Annotated in this window: 10 protein-coding genes; 8 read left to right on the top strand and 2 right to left on the bottom strand. The window is 36.3% G+C overall.

The genetic code is table 11. The features are described from left to right. Nucleotides 1-701 precede the first annotated feature (701 nt). On the bottom strand, nt 702-1,472 hold the full coding sequence (locus tag ACFIMK_RS07085; protein ID WP_375611295.1) for an energy transducer TonB: 771 nt from the start codon (nt 1,470-1,472) through the stop codon (nt 702-704). Nucleotides 1,473-1,714: 242 nt separating this feature from the next. Between ACFIMK_RS07085 and ACFIMK_RS07090 the strand changes: the two genes are divergently transcribed. The 5 genes from ACFIMK_RS07090 to ACFIMK_RS07110 all read left to right on the top strand — a co-directional run bounded on the left by ACFIMK_RS07090 (nt 1,715) and on the right by ACFIMK_RS07110 (nt 8,053). Next, nucleotides 1,715-3,892 (top strand): TonB-dependent hemoglobin/transferrin/lactoferrin family receptor, encoded by a 2,178-nt coding sequence (locus ACFIMK_RS07090; protein WP_375611208.1) that lies wholly within the window; start codon nt 1,715-1,717, stop codon nt 3,890-3,892. A gap of 263 nt (nt 3,893-4,155) precedes the next feature. Beyond that, entirely contained in the window at nt 4,156-5,199 is a 1,044-nt protein-coding gene (locus tag ACFIMK_RS07095; protein WP_375638087.1) for a hemin-degrading factor, read from the top strand. A gap of 18 nt (nt 5,200-5,217) precedes the next feature. Beyond that, entirely contained in the window at nt 5,218-6,120 is a 903-nt protein-coding gene (locus ACFIMK_RS07100) for a hemin ABC transporter substrate-binding protein (protein WP_375638086.1), read from the top strand. A 5-nt stretch (nt 6,121-6,125) separates the two neighbouring features. Then, nucleotides 6,126-7,223, top strand: a complete 1,098-nt coding sequence (locus ACFIMK_RS07105) for a FecCD family ABC transporter permease (protein WP_375638085.1) — start codon at nt 6,126-6,128, stop codon at nt 7,221-7,223. Next, nucleotides 7,220-8,053 carry a heme ABC transporter ATP-binding protein gene (locus tag ACFIMK_RS07110; RefSeq protein ID WP_375629313.1) on the top strand — a complete coding sequence of 278 codons (834 nt, stop codon included), beginning with the start codon at nt 7,220-7,222 and terminating at the stop codon, nt 8,051-8,053. Before ACFIMK_RS07105 ends, ACFIMK_RS07110 begins: the two co-directional genes overlap by 4 nt. A 1,122-nt stretch (nt 8,054-9,175) precedes the next feature. Here the strand turns inward: ACFIMK_RS07110 and ACFIMK_RS07115 are convergent. Further along, on the bottom strand, nt 9,176-10,150 hold the full coding sequence (locus ACFIMK_RS07115; protein WP_375629316.1) for a tail fiber protein: 975 nt from the start codon (nt 10,148-10,150) through the stop codon (nt 9,176-9,178). Nucleotides 10,151-12,012: 1,862 nt separating this feature from the next. On the opposite strand from ACFIMK_RS07115, the gene thiC reads away from it, so the two are divergent. From thiC to thiS, 3 genes are read left to right on the top strand one after another with little or no spacing between them, the layout of a single operon-like run. After that, nucleotides 12,013-13,848, top strand: a complete 1,836-nt coding sequence (thiC, locus tag ACFIMK_RS07120; RefSeq protein WP_375674703.1) for a phosphomethylpyrimidine synthase ThiC — start codon at nt 12,013-12,015, stop codon at nt 13,846-13,848. Continuing rightward, on the top strand, nt 13,845-14,795 hold the full coding sequence (locus ACFIMK_RS07125) for an FAD-dependent oxidoreductase (RefSeq protein ID WP_375611201.1): 951 nt from the start codon (nt 13,845-13,847) through the stop codon (nt 14,793-14,795). Before thiC ends, ACFIMK_RS07125 begins: the two co-directional genes overlap by 4 nt. Nucleotides 14,796-14,798: 3 nt before the next feature. Next, a complete protein-coding gene (thiS, locus tag ACFIMK_RS07130) occupies nt 14,799-14,996 on the top strand; it encodes a sulfur carrier protein ThiS (RefSeq protein WP_273791115.1) in 198 nt (65 codons plus the stop codon). Nucleotides 14,997-14,999: the final 3 nt, after the last annotated feature.

Raw genomic sequence — 14,999 nt, forward strand, 5'->3', positions numbered from 1 at the left:
TGTGAAACAGCATTTTTTAAAACTATTTTTTCTGCTTATAACATTTCTATACCAAATAAGAGCACGTTATTATATATATATATCGTTTGGATTATTTCTGATAACAGAAAGACAGACACATTGAGTTAGAAAGCCTTTAAAGACAAACAATTTTCTTCTGCATCTTCCCTTTTCATTCGGTTTTACGACTTTTAAATATGTCAATATCTTTTAATAATGAAGATGAAACTTTGCTTTTTGTTTTTCTCATTTTTACATATAAGCTTTACATATAAGCTCACATCCTTCACACAAAACAGAGTATCCCCAAATAGTATGTTTTTCTTATTTATATTATTGTTTTATTTTAATGTTTCTAAGTCCATTTCACAACGGTGTATCTGAAAAGTACTTACGAAAATCCTCTCACGAATGGTATAAAAATCGATTAGACCTTTAATTAATAAAAGCTATAGCTCTATCATCCCTTAACTCCCAATGTTGCAAAAGCCCTTTCATTTAGAGCACTCATAAGAAGTATATTCACTGCTTTTTAGAAGTTTTTTATCCATGCTCCTCCTCAACTTGTATCATAAGTAAGCGGATGGTTTTGATTGATTCAACATCAAAAAAATTCGAATAAATTATATTTGAACTTTCATTAAAATTATAAACAATCATTATAAATCAATATATTATAAGAAAGCGCCCCGCATAAAAAATCAGCTAAATATTAGGGATACTCTAATTGTTTTATTCACTTTTGATGGTGGTGGTGGTGGAAAAGAACCAACGCGTCGAAGGGCTGCCATCGCTAATCGATCAAGTTCCGGGTCACCAGCAGAGACTACTACACGACTAGAAAAAATACTCCCCTGCTCATGCACCATAAATTCTAACTTCACCGTTCCTTTTGTACGATTGGTGCGCTGTCCCACAATATAATTTTTTTGCCTTTCTAATTGTGACTGTACCTTTGCTAACCACTCCATTAACAACATATCTTCAAGCCCTGCTGTACCGCCGCCCTTGTTGATGGAAGAAGAACGTACCGCCTTTGCATTGGAGCGCTTTACTACAGCCTTTGGCATCGGTATTGTTTTTTTGATAAACGCTTTATGCTCCACTTTTTGAGGTAGGGGTTCTTCTAAAGGCTTTAAGTCATCTTGTTCTACTATATGCTGAGGTTCTTCCGATTGAACTTCATCCACGGATTCCAATCCTTCTGACTCCTGCTCTAGGAGATCAGACTGTAATACTTCTTGCTCTGTATTAATATCCGACTCTCTATGAATATCTGGCAAGTCTGTATCAACATCCGGATATACAGTTTCTTGCATAAAAGTCAGCATAATCTCCGACGAGAGCAAACCATTACTTATACCAGTACTTTGAAAATAAAACTGTGCTGCCAATAATACATGCAAAAAGAAAGCCCCAATAAATGCACCAATCCAAAGAGTTAATAATTGTTTCGTATTTGCAAAAATCATCGTTTCTTCTGCCACTATTTTAAGCTTAATATTGGTGTTCAATCTCATTAAAACAGGCTATTTTGAAATTGCAACTTTTTTCTTGACTGATTTTGTCATGTTTAATATGGTCTTCTAATGATTTTGTGCCGTTGTCAAAATCATTCCTACTTGGCTGGCAAGTTTTAATCAGTGAGTCCAGCCTTTTTGTATTAAAAAATTTCAAAACAGAGAGGGGATGTTTAAAAGGGTTATGATGTGTTATGCAAATAAGACGAAAAAATATCTATAAAAGCTGTGTAATTTTAAGTGCATTATCGGTCTGTATACCTTCATTTGTTTTTGCACAAAATAAAGATGGAAGTGCTGTCACTGAACTCAAACCAATCCTTATTAAAGGAAAAAAAATAGAAGATGCTTCAAATTCAATAACCATTCTGACTGATCGTAAGACCAACAAGAATATTGATGAAAGACAAATAACTGATGTTTATGATGTGAGTCGTCTTAATCCTTCCGTATCCTATAACTCAGAAAATAACAGTTTCGTTATTCGGGGTTTAGATGCAAACCGTGTTCTTACGACAATGGATGGTATTTCTCTTCCATGGTTTAATGATATATTCCGTGGTGGAGGTGGAAACACAACTTTTGATTTCAATGCTCTTTCTACGTTTGATACTATTCAAGGATCAGATTCTAGTCTTTATGGTTCTGGCGCCTTAGGGGGAATCATTGCGTTGCGTACCCTTGATCCTGAAGACCTGATCGTGGAAGAAAAGAATTGGGGAAGCCTTATAAAAGGTGGTTATAATTCTGTTGATAACAGCTGGCGCATCGATCAAGCTTTTGCTGTGCGTAATTACCGAACATTTTTACTTTTTCAAGGATCTTATGTAGAAGGTCATGAGCGCAAAAATATGGGAACAGTAGAAGGGTATGAGGAACGCACGCGCAAAAACCCTTCTCACTTTGATAAAAATAACTTGCTTTTTAAAATTCATCAATATTTGAGTGATAATCACCGCCTTGGTTTTACCGCAGAGCGTTTTGGTCATAATAGTAACACACATGAATTAAATTCGTCTAAAAGATACGCTCCAGGTTCCGTTTATGAGCAGGATAATAAACTTCGTGAGCGCTTTTCTCTTTCTTATAATTATAATGGTAATGGTGATGCAGTTCTTGATGCGTTTAATGGGCAGCTTTATTGGCAAAGGCAATCAAGTCGTTACGTTATGACAGGCGTTCGTGTTTCAGCTCCCAAAGGGGATTATTTGAGAGATAATTTCTTGCGTAATATCAATTATGGTTTCAATGCTGATGCCCTTAAAAAAGTGGATTTTGGCACTATAAACCATACGTTAAAGTTTGTAATGAATGTTTCGTCATCTAAATTTCATCACTATTTGTTAGGTAAAGACAATTGTCATATAAAAGAATACGCTCGGGGATGTCTTTTTGTTCCTGCTAATCGATCAGATTCACCAGACACAAATGGTTACAATTTAGGTTTTGTTTTTGAAGATGAAATTGGGTTGGTTGATGATCGTTTTCGTATAACACCGGGAATCCGGTATGATTGGTACAAATATGTTCCTCAGAAAACACCTTCTTATGAGAAAGCACTGATTTCTGATAAATTCCCTCCAGAAAGAAATGGTTCACGCTTTTCTCCTAAATTACGCGTGGAGTGGGATGTTCGTAATCAAGTAACGCTCTATGCTCAGTGGGCACAGGCTTTTCGTGCACCACGTATTTCAGAACTTTACGTCTCTTATATCAAACCTTCTGCTTATTACGTGAAAGGGAATCCTGATCTTCAACCAGAAACAAGCAATGGGTATGATGTTGGTCTACGGTATGGAAATGTAAATTTCGGTGGTTCCTTCAATGCCTTTTTCAATAAATATAAGAATTTCATAGATACTGAGGATAGAGGGCCATCAGAGGAATTTAGATTTGCGCGTCGGCATTACATGAATCGTTTTCACGTGCAAATTTTTGGTGTTGAGACAAAAGCCCATTTAGTTCTTAAAAATGGTTTTCATAGCAATGTTGCTCTTGCTTATTCACAAGGAAAAGATCTTGATAAAAAGGAGTATCTTAACTCAATTCCTCCTTTGAAAGCAGTTATCGGATTAGGATATGCAAAAGAGGTTTGGGGAAGCGATATTATCCTTACTTTGGCAGCTAAACGTGACAAAGTAGCCGGAGAATCTGATTACCAAAAAATTCCAGGATATCATGTCGTTGATATGACAGGGTGGTGGAAACCATTCGGTGAAACGGGACCTATTCTAAGAGCCGGTGTTTATAATCTTTTCAATACAAAATATTGGAATGTATCTGAACTTCCTTCAGGTAAAAGTTCAACACCAAAAGATTATTATAGCCAGCCTGGTCGTAACTTTAAGGTGTCGTTTGTACAAAAGTTTTAGTCACTTCTGTTAATTATTCGGTCAATAAAATCGTATTGATAAAAGGATTAATTATTGTGTTTCTATTTTCAACATCTTTAAAATTACAAAGATTTGGTAGAAAAGTTTTAATTCTTTCTGTTTTATCGTTTTTTGATTGCTCAGCTGTTGGCGATAGAGTGTTATTTTGTGATAGATTGAACTCTTAAAAGAATTTAATTTATTGCCTTGGAATTGTAAAATTTGAAAGTTAGTTTTTGAGTTAAGTAACATAAGGTAAATTCATGGCACATACAGCTGAAATGATTCTTCGTTTGCGTGAAGAAAAAAAAGAAATGCGAAACCGCGATTTTGCGGTTTCGATTGGTATATCTGAAGCGGAGCTTATTGCGGCTTATTGTACCATTGGAAAAGCAAAAAGGCTACAAACTGATGTTGCTACTCTCTTGGAAAATGCACCTCGACTTGGAACCGTCATGGTCTTAACTCGCAATGAATATGCTGTTCACGAAATAACGGGACGCTTTGAAAAAATTGTTCAAAACGAACATATTCCTATCACACTTGGTGAAATTGATTTGCGTATTTTTACAAAACAATGGAAGTTCGGTTTTGAATATGATGTCGTTATTCTTGGAAAACCTACAAAAAGTCTGCAATTCTTTGATCAACATGGCGTTGCTATTTTAAAGGTCTATTCTAAAGATATGACAAATATGGAAGAGTGGAATGAACTTGTTGAAAAGCTCCTTCTTGAAGATCAGTCTCCTGTTCTTAACATTCTTCCCGTTTCTCTCCCAGCCCAATGTGACATAACAGAATTGGATATTGAGAGTTTTCGGGATCGTTGGCGGAAAATGACAGATGTACACCAACTTCACAAAATTATTTCCGAATTTAAAATTAATCGACATCATGCTGTAAAATATGTTGGTAATGAATTTGCCGATGAATTACAGGTAAATGCTGTTGAAATAATGCTTAACCAAGTCGCACAACAAGAACTGCCAATCATGTGTTTTGTTGGGAATAAAGGGTGTATTCAAATTTTTAGTGGGACTGTAAAAAACATTAAGCAAATGGGACCTTGGCTTAATGTTCTTGATCCAAGATTTGACCTTCATTTACTCACGTCTGGGATTGCTAGAGTATGGCATGTTCGCAAACCTACCCGTGATGGTTATGTCAGTTCACTTGAAGTTTTCGATAAAGATGATGAGATGGTTATTCAATTTTTTGGCGTACGCAAGGAGGGTCAAAAAGAACGTGAAGATTGGCGTTCTTTATTGAATAGTTTGCCATCATGCCAAGAAAACAGCAGTAACTAAGATAAGATAAGGTTAGACATGTTCATATCTCTTTTACATAGGTTATCAAACCTTTTTCTTACGTGTTTACTGCTCTCTCTTACTTGTTTTTCTAAACAAGTAATTGCTGAACCTGCAACGCGTTTTCCTGAAAATGCTCGAATTGTTTCTATCGGCGGAGCACTTACAGAAATTGTCTATGCATTGGGAGCCCAAGATCAACTTGTCGCCCGTGATAGTACAAGCGTCTACCCACAAGAAGCGCTCAAGCTTCCTGTGCTTGGATATATGCGTGCTCTTTCACCTGAGGGGGTTTTATCACTTGCTCCAGAGGGTATATTGCTTGTTGAAGGAAGTGGTCCCGCTTCAACAATTGATATTCTCAAAAAAACATCAATACCTCTGGTGATCATACCAGAAGACTACTCCCGTGAAAATGTGATAGAAAAGATTCGCCTCGTTGGTCAAGCCATTCATCGGGAAGTGCAAGCCGCGGCGTTAATTGAGAAATTGAAGCGTAATTTTTTAGACAACGATGCGCGTTTGGCGAAAGTAACAACACCAAAGCGTGTTCTTTTTGTTTTCTCTGTGCAAAATGGACGCGTCATGGCATCTGGAACAGGTACTGCAGCTGATAGTATGATCAAACTTTCAGGTGCTATCAATGCTATCACCGATTATAAAGGATATAAACTTCTCAACGGCGAAGCATTATTGAAATCAGATCCTGATGTTATTTTGCTTGTAAAACATGGTGCAAGATCAACCAGCATTGATAAGATTTTAGCCATACCGGCAATTCAAGCAACAACTGCAGCGAAAAATCATGCCATAAAACAGATGGATGCTATGTATTTTTTGGGATTTGGTCCACGTACTGCAGACGCATCAAGAGAGCTTATTGAGATACTTTATGGTGCACATCAAAACGGTAAGAGCTGATAAAAATGGTAGACGGTACATCCAAGATGCATTTACCTAAAGAAAAAGAAGGTAAAAAAATAAACCGTTCAAAGCAGGGAAAAATTTTATTATTAAGCTTAATAATATTCCTTATTTTCAGTATTTTTGGTGGGCTCTTGAATGGTGCAGCAAAGGTTTCTTTCGTTGATCTCCTCCATGTGATACTTACACAAGATTTTTCGGTAAGTAGTAAAACGCGTGATTACCTCGTGCTCATCGACATAAGGCTTCCCCGTGTTATCTTGGGATTATTAATTGGAGCAGCTTTAGCTGTCTCCGGTGTTCTTATGCAAGGGCTTTTTCGTAATCCTCTTGCAGATCCCGGAATTGTAGGTGTATCAGCAGGTGCTGGACTTGGAGCAGTCTTAGCAATTGTTGTCGGCATTGCTTTTCCTGTTTCTTTTGCACCTTTTCTAGAGCCTTATAAAGTTATCATAGGTGCTTTTTTTGGTGGACTTTTATCAACGATTATTCTCTACATAATAGCAACGCATAACAGCTTTACCTCTATTGCAACCATGCTGCTTGCAGGTATTGCTCTTGGTGCATTAAGCAGTGCAGTTGTCGGAACATTGATTTTTGTCGCAAATGACCAACAACTGCGTGATATCACTTTTTGGAGTCTGGGCTCTCTTGCGGGCGCTACATGGTTGAAAGTATGGCTTGTTCTCCCTTTTATCGTTATTGGTCTTCTTTTCTCTCCCTTTTTATCACGAGCACTTAATGCCCTTGCTCTTGGAGAAGCTGTTGCTGGCCATATTGGTTTCCATATTCAACGCGTCAAAAATATTGCTATTCCCCTTGTTGCTCTTATGTGCGGTAGTGCTGTTGCTGTCAGTGGTGGTATTGGTTTTATTGGTATTATTGTTCCTCATATTTTACGTCAGCTCATAGGTCCTGATCATCGCTATCTCATTCCTTGCTCTGCTCTCTTGGGAGCAGCATTACTTATTTTTGCTGATATGTTTGCACGCTTAATTGTTGCCCCCGCAGAATTGCCGATTGGGATTGTAACAGCACTTTTTGGTGCACCTTTCTTTCTATGGATCCTTATATGCAAACGAGGAACAGACTTTTCATGATTGAAGCGACAAATATTTGTGTTCAGCGCGGAAAGAAGCAGATTCTTAAACACATTAATCTTCAAGCTAAAAGTGGTGCTTTTACCATTATTATTGGTCCTAATGGATCAGGAAAAAGTACTTTTATCAAAGCTCTGAGTGGTGAAATTCCTTACAGTGGAAAAATAACCTTAAATGGTTATAATGTATGCCAAACAAAAACTCATGTAATGGCAAAAATGCGCGCTGTACTACCACAATCAACAACGCTCGTATTTCCATTCTTAGTCCATGAAGTTGTAGGGCTTGGCCTTTCTGTAAACCAATTTAGCATTGCCAAAGCCGAATTGCAAAATCTTATCCAGAAAGCTTTAGAGTGCGTTGACCTTTCTGATTATGGCAACCTGTATTATCACCAATTATCAGGTGGAGAACAAGCTAGAGTACAACTTGCCCGTGTACTTTGCCAAGTCTGGAAACCTGTTCATAATGGGATTCCTCGCTGGATGATATTAGATGAACCTATTGCTAGCCTCGATATTCAACATCAAATCATCGTTATGGATATTGCTAAACAATTTGCTCATTCTGGTGGCGGCGTTCTTGCTGTTCTTCATGACCTCAATCTCGCGGCACATTATGCAGATAACATGATCTTGCTCAAGGAAGGTGAGATTTATTGCGAAGGAAATGCAACTAATGTGTTGACAACACAAAATCTCCGCAATGTTTATCATTGTTCTTTAAACGTTTCTGAATTACCTAAAGAAGATATCCCTTTTATACTCCCTCAAACGACATCCTCCTATGAAATTAGATCTCTAGGCTATCGGCTTCAATCTAAAAACTAAAGTCCATAGCAAAATAAAACACGCAAATATTCAAGAATCTTTTTTATTTTCATATGAATTCCTTTTTGTCATCTGTCATTAAAAAAGAAGACCAATTACCCTAAAGATATTTTTGGAAAAAAATACCAGTTTAAAATCTTTTAAGATTTTACGTAACTAAAAACATGTGAAATTTTATTTGCTATCAAACTGTTATATCATACAAATTTATACAACATAAACATGCGTTTTCCCACTCTTTCTATCACTTTTATCTTTATAAAAATGATTCAAGAAATGCGTATAAATGCCTTTGTTATAATAACGGGTGTATTATTATATCTTCTAAGGACCATATAGAAATCAAGTACCTTTCTCCCCTGCATAAAAGATTTATTTGTAACTTTAATGGTAATGTTTTCTTTATAATACATATACTTTAGCTTATTTGTATAAATAAATATTGATTTACAATGATATTTTTACTTTTCTCTCTCTATTAAAAAATTGTTTATTGGCATATCACAAAGAATTAACCTATTGAATAAAAACTTTAAAATAAACTCAATAACGCTTTTTGTAAGCCCCCTAATGCAAAAACAATGCGGAATATAGGGATGAGGAGAGAGTATAGAAATAGCGTTTGTCTTCTGCTTCATAAGCATAATGATGATTCCACTCAAAGGGGAACTATCATTTACAGATAAAGCCTCCTACCATGGCAATGCAAAGAAATGAAATCGACAACAAGGTGAGAAATCTCTTTATAAGATGAATTAACTCATACAGGGATATGCTATTTTTGCACAAAAAAACGCTAAAAATATTGTACTTTTTTATGCCTCAGGTTGAATAATTTTATTACCTTCCCCTATCAAAACACCTTGTGAAAAAATATATCTCCAGATCTCTTCACGGCACAGTTTAAATGATTTTTACACATTTTCCCTATGTTATCATATAATTATAAAATAAATTATATCCTTAACTCTTTCTTTCAATCATTTTAAAATTGTTTTTTGACGCTCTCAAGTATTCTATTAACAATATAGATTTCCTTTTCATATGCATAGAAAATAACGCGGAATTGCTCCGCGTTAACAAAATTATCAAGGTGTATAGATTATTATTACTTAAACATACTCATGATTTTATAGCATAGACAACGGTTGTATTAACAGGGCGCGTTTCTGCCTCACCCGTATGGGAAAGAGTTACCTTGTGTGTATGTGTACCAGCAGAAGCTGTTCTCCCTTTCAGGGTTGCATTATAAGTATAATGATTCGGGAGTCTCCCAATATCACCAACGGGCCATCCTACCCCTTGATACTCAAAATTATGCGCATGCTCGCCTGCGTTTTCAATACTCCCAATATGCGTATGTGATTTTATGCTATCTTGTTGTTCATCTGCAAACTTTCTACCACCATCTAAACCCCGACCATTATCAAAGCCGCGTAAAAACATGCCTCTAAAATCGGGAACTTTAAAAGTTTTATTGCTGTCTTTTCCCCATTTATCACCTATTGCCTCGAATAACTGCGGATAATCTTCACGCTTATAGGCCTTACCATCACATAAAAGCCAACCATTTGGCACATTTTGCATAGCAAATGTTGCAATAAATCCAGAGGGGAAACTTTCTATCTTTGGTGGTGTAGGGTTTAATAAATACCAACCCTCATGCTCTTTTATTAAAACACCATTATTGTATACCATTTCATAAATGCCATCTGTTTGAAATTCTCCACCTTCTAATGGTATAACCCCCGTATCAGTGGCTTTATAGATAAGCTTTTCTCCTATATTATTAACAGTTATTGTTGTCACGCCAATATTTACACCACAAGCTTTAAAACGTATGACGATATCATTGTTGTATTTCTTTATAGGCGAAACTGTCTTTAAGGTAATTAATGTTGTTTTATCTTCCAAATTTACTATAAAGCTTGAATTAATAGATCCACCATTATCTGCAAGATATTCGCGCACGCGCTGCATCATCGCCCTTGCACTATCATTAACAGAACTAGGCGGCTGTCCTTCTGCCCAATTAATGATACTATCTGAATAAGCATTTTCATCAGCCTTTAGAGACCAATCATAGATATTAGACATTTTAAATCCCCCATTATTTTCATAGTTTTTCTAACAACTTCTCGTTCTGTGCACTAAAATGTGCTGCCGCTGTTGATTGGTACATCATAACCACTGCACCATCCTTATTTACGCATTTTATCTCTCTTCACTCCTTCCAATTTTATAACCTAAATTCACCAGACGCTTTTCATAACATTAGTATTAATGCTTTCTCTTCTAATGTATAATGTAACCACCTCATCTGAGGTTACTTAATATCTTGTTTTGTTGCTTTGCTGTTGTTATATAATTATTTTTTCAATCTTGCATCTTGTTGCAAAATTTATAAATACTTCCAAAATTTTTCTTATTATGGATTTCATATAACCATTACTGAATGTAATAACTTATCATCCACATAGAAAGTTTCTGACTTAAACATTATCTTTTTTTATTTTTTTCAATAGTTTAAATCTATCTCGTCGATATTTTATACCATATATTTTAAACAAAGAAATTCTATCTTTTGGCTATCATTTGTATTAAAACTTTAAAAATTAGCTTCAAATTTTTTGCATGCTTCATTATGTTTTTATTCACATGCAGATACTTTGTTCTATTTTATTCAATTGATTTCTGAAATTGTGTCACAAGATTAGCACCAATGTTTTTTTTGAATAAGCTTTTGTTCAATCTAAATGTATCACAGAGAATATATTCAATATGGACATTTGCTCCACACTTTCATTAAACTGGAAATAAAATACTTTGAAATATTAAATATCACACACCTTCACAAAATTTGAAGGTTGTATCCGATCCGGAAAAAATTAAAAAGCATAACCCAGCCCCTCCCCCAATTTTTATGAACAATATCCTTGTTTTTTAAACGCCCCATAACCAACTTTTCCCCTCCCACACTTAGCACATCTCCCTCTATATATTATTATATGTATATTTTTTTTGCAAGAACAATAAATCATTCTAAACAACATCTTGCAATTATTGGTGTTCTTCTTAATTCAAGGCAATATTATTTTTATAATAAAGATTAGGTATTGTTTCACGCTTTTGTTTATCGCATTCTTAATGGGAACATCCCCCTCATAAAGAATAAAGTACCCCAAACAAAATATAATGATATTGCATATTACGTACTTTTTAAGAAATATTGCTCAAAATATACTCCTTTCATTTTACGACAGCGCACGTCAATGATACAATAGCAAGCCATTATAGATCATCAGCTTTAAGCTTTTGAAGATACAAGTGGAATCCATCATACATTTTGTTGGCTCCCACGTTTTGACAGCCTCACTCTTAGAATGTTCATTAAATGACATTTGGCTTCCTTTCTTCAAGTGCTTTGCCCCATACGCTCCCACTTATGACGTGCAAGGAAGTGTTTTTATACGAAAAGATATATGATGAGAGGATCTTATGGTATTCTGAGTTATTATTTTAATATGAAAAAAATCTCAATCAAAGCCATAAACTATCTACTTTTCCCTGATAATCCGTTTTTAACTTTATTCTGGTTTATAAAAGCTTCAATATCATAGTTTATCACTTCATAATATCTATTTTCACTCTTAAAAACACACCAAAATCGTTTAAAATATATTTTTATGATTGACAATATAGATATTTAAGCCAACCATATTCGTATTAACAAAAATACTTCAAGTGGGAGGAGGCATGCAAATATTAGAATAGATATTGTATCAGTTTTTCAAAATAACTTTTCTTGAGCTGTATTGGGTTTTCTTTGCTACAAAGCAATACTATCCCTATTCATCTGAATGCTCGTGATTGATAATTTGAATACATCTCCATTAACATCGTAACTCCATTAACATCGCAACCTATTTTTGAACTCCGTGTCTATAAGGAAAAAGTTTGTGCAGAAAAATACTCCATCAATCAGTTGTAGCCCCTTTCCCGCTTCACGCAAAATTTATCAACAGAGCCTTCTCTTTTCTGATGTGCGCGTACCATTGCGTGAAATTTCACTGGCTGATGGCAGTGGTGAAAAACCTTTAAACGTCTACGATACTTCTGGCCCCTACACAGATAAAGATATGATCATTGATATTACAAAAGGCCTGCCAGCAATTAGCTTGCCTTGGCTCTCTAAGCGGGATGATACTGAAACTTATCCTGCACGATTAGTTAAACCTGAAGATAATGGATTGACTTCTGATAAAAACCTTACACCAGCCTTTAAGCAAAAACGTTCTATTTTACGAGCAAAAAATGGCAAAGCAATTACACAAATGGCTTACGCACGCGCAGGTATTATTACCGCCGAAATGGAATATGTGGCTATACGAGAAAATGAAGGATTAGCAGTAGAAGAACGGCAGAATGTACCATCAAATGAAACATTTGCTGGATCAATACCAGAAATTTATACTGCGGAATTTGTGCGCAATGAAATTGCTTGTGGACGCGCCATTATTCCACAAAACATTAATCATCCAGAGTGCGAACCCATGATTATTGGGCGTAATTTTCGTGTTAAAATTAATGCTAATATTGGCAATTCAGCAGTAACTTCATCTATGGAAGAAGAAGTTGATAAAATGGTTTGGGCCATTCGCTGGGGAGCAGATACAGTTATGGATCTCTCAACAGGTCGAAATATTCATAATATTCGTGAGTGGATTATTCGAAATTCTCCTGTGCCCATCGGGACTGTTCCTCTGTATCAAGCACTCGAAAAAGTACAGGGTATTGCCGAAAACTTAACATGGGATATTTTCCGTGATACCCTTATTGAGCAAGCAGAGCAAGGTGTTGATTATTTTACCATTCACGCAGGATTAAGATTACCATTTATTCCTATGACCATTGATCGTGTAACAGGTATTGTTTCACGAGGCGGTTCTATTATGGCAAAATGGTGTCTCCATCATCACAAAGAAAGCTTTCTCTATGAACATTTTGATGAAATTTGTGATATTGCACGCACGTATGACATCTCTCTTTCATTGGGGGATGGATTACGCCCTGGCTCTATTGCCGATGCCAATGATGAGGCCCAATTTGCAGAGCTTAAAACTTTGGGAGAATTGACAAAAATTGCTTGGAAAAAAGATGTACAGGTTATGATTGAAGGTCCTGGGCATGTCCCAATGCACAAAATTAAAGAAAATATGGAGCAACAATTAGATCTTTGTCATGAGGCGCCTTTTTATACTTTGGGACCTCTTACAACGGACATTGCTCCTGGTTATGACCATATTACATCAGCAATTGGTGCCGCTATGATTGGATGGTTTGGAACTGCTATGTTGTGTTATGTAACACCTAAAGAACATCTAGGACTGCCCGATAGGAATGACGTAAAAACTGGTGTGATCACTTATAAAATTGCTGCTCATGCCGCTGACCTTGCTAAAGGTTTACCTAGAGCACAATTGCGCGATAATGCTCTTTCGCGTGCACGATTTGATTTTAGATGGCACGATCAATTTAACCTTTCTCTTGATCCAGAAACAGCCTGTGCCTTTCATGATGAGACAATGCCTAAAGAAGCCCATAAATTAGTGCATTTTTGTTCCATGTGTGGACCAAAATTCTGTTCTATGCGTATTTCCCATGATATTCGTGAGGCAGCTGCAATAAGAAAAACAAAAGGGGAAGGTATGATCGCCATGGCCGAAAAATATCAGAAAAATGGTGACCTTTATATGGAAATTGTTCCTCCTCAAAAAAAGAAAGTAAATAGTTGAAGAACATTCTTATCAAAGGTGCAGGTGTAGGCGGCTTAACAGCTGCCTTTATGTTACAGCAAAAAGGTGCTTCTGTTACTGTATCAGCCCCCCCTCATTCACCTATAGGAAGTGCTAGTTGGTATGCAGGAGGAATGCTCGCACCTTACTGTGAAAGGGAAAGTGCAGAACAAATTGTTGAAGATCTTGGTGTACAAGCTATACAATGGTGGCGTAAAACGCTCCCCAACCTTGTCATACAAAAAGGCACTTTAGTGGTTGCACCTACACGAGATAGAGGAGAGCTCGAACGATTTTCTGTACGTACGCATAATCACAAAACCGTAGATAATACAGAAATAGCTCATCTTGAACCAGATCTTGCTGAACGTTTTAACTGTGCACTCTTTTATGAAAATGAAGCCCATATTGATCCTCGCAAAGCACTTATGGCTTTAAAAGAAAAGCTGCTCAACAATGGAGCCTGTTTTGTTGATGTAGAGAAGGCTGAAAAAAAATTTGATATTGTTATTGATGCGACAGGAATAGCACGTTTAGGAAAAGATAAAAATATACGGGGCGTACGCGGTGAAATGCTTCTCGTGCGCTGCACCGATATTAAAATTTCGCGTCCAATTCGTCTTCTTCATCCACGGTTTCCTCTCTACATTGTACCTCGACAAGATAATATTTTTATGATTGGTGCAACGATGATTGAAAGTGACTTTGATGGTGCAATCTCTGTAAGATCAATGATGGAACTGCTCAACGCGGCTTATACTTTACATCCTGCTTTTGCTGAAGCAGAAATTATTGAATCTGGCGTTGGTGTTCGTCCATGTTATCCTAATAACTTCCCTTCTGTGCATAAAGATGGTAACTTTATTTCTATTAATGGATTTTATAGACATGGTTTTCTGTTGTCTCCAGAAATGGCAAAACGAGCAATGGAATTGGCATTGGAATAAAACATGCAAATATTTGTTAATGGTGAAACAGTCCAAACAGAAGTTATGACTCTCGGTCTCTTGCTTGAAGAATTGGGGTATGAAGGAAATTGGCTTGCAACTGCTGTTAACGCTGAAGTTGTTCCCATAGATGCACGAAGCCAATTTGTCTTGCATGAAGGAGATAAAATTGAAATTTTAAGCCCAATGCAAGGAGGCTAAAAT

The sequence above is a fragment of the Bartonella sp. AP280QHHD genome (assembly GCF_042196125.1).
Taxonomy (GTDB): Bacteria; Pseudomonadota; Alphaproteobacteria; order Rhizobiales; family Rhizobiaceae; genus Bartonella.

What these genes read in the sequence shown, in the direction of transcription:
- ACFIMK_RS07085 (WP_375611295.1), bottom strand. Translation starts at nt 1,472, where the DNA reads ATGATTTTTGCAAATACGAAACAATTATTAACTCTTTGGATTGGTGCA.
- ACFIMK_RS07090 (WP_375611208.1), top strand. Translation starts at nt 1,715, where the DNA reads ATGCAAATAAGACGAAAAAATATCTATAAAAGCTGTGTAATTTTAAGT.
- ACFIMK_RS07095 (WP_375638087.1), top strand. Translation starts at nt 4,156, where the DNA reads ATGGCACATACAGCTGAAATGATTCTTCGTTTGCGTGAAGAAAAAAAA.
- ACFIMK_RS07100 (WP_375638086.1), top strand. Translation starts at nt 5,218, where the DNA reads ATGTTCATATCTCTTTTACATAGGTTATCAAACCTTTTTCTTACGTGT.
- ACFIMK_RS07105 (WP_375638085.1), top strand. Translation starts at nt 6,126, where the DNA reads ATGGTAGACGGTACATCCAAGATGCATTTACCTAAAGAAAAAGAAGGT.
- ACFIMK_RS07110 (WP_375629313.1), top strand. Translation starts at nt 7,220, where the DNA reads ATGATTGAAGCGACAAATATTTGTGTTCAGCGCGGAAAGAAGCAGATT.
- ACFIMK_RS07115 (WP_375629316.1), bottom strand. Translation starts at nt 10,150, where the DNA reads ATGTCTAATATCTATGATTGGTCTCTAAAGGCTGATGAAAATGCTTAT.
- thiS (WP_273791115.1), top strand. Translation starts at nt 14,799, where the DNA reads ATGCAAATATTTGTTAATGGTGAAACAGTCCAAACAGAAGTTATGACT.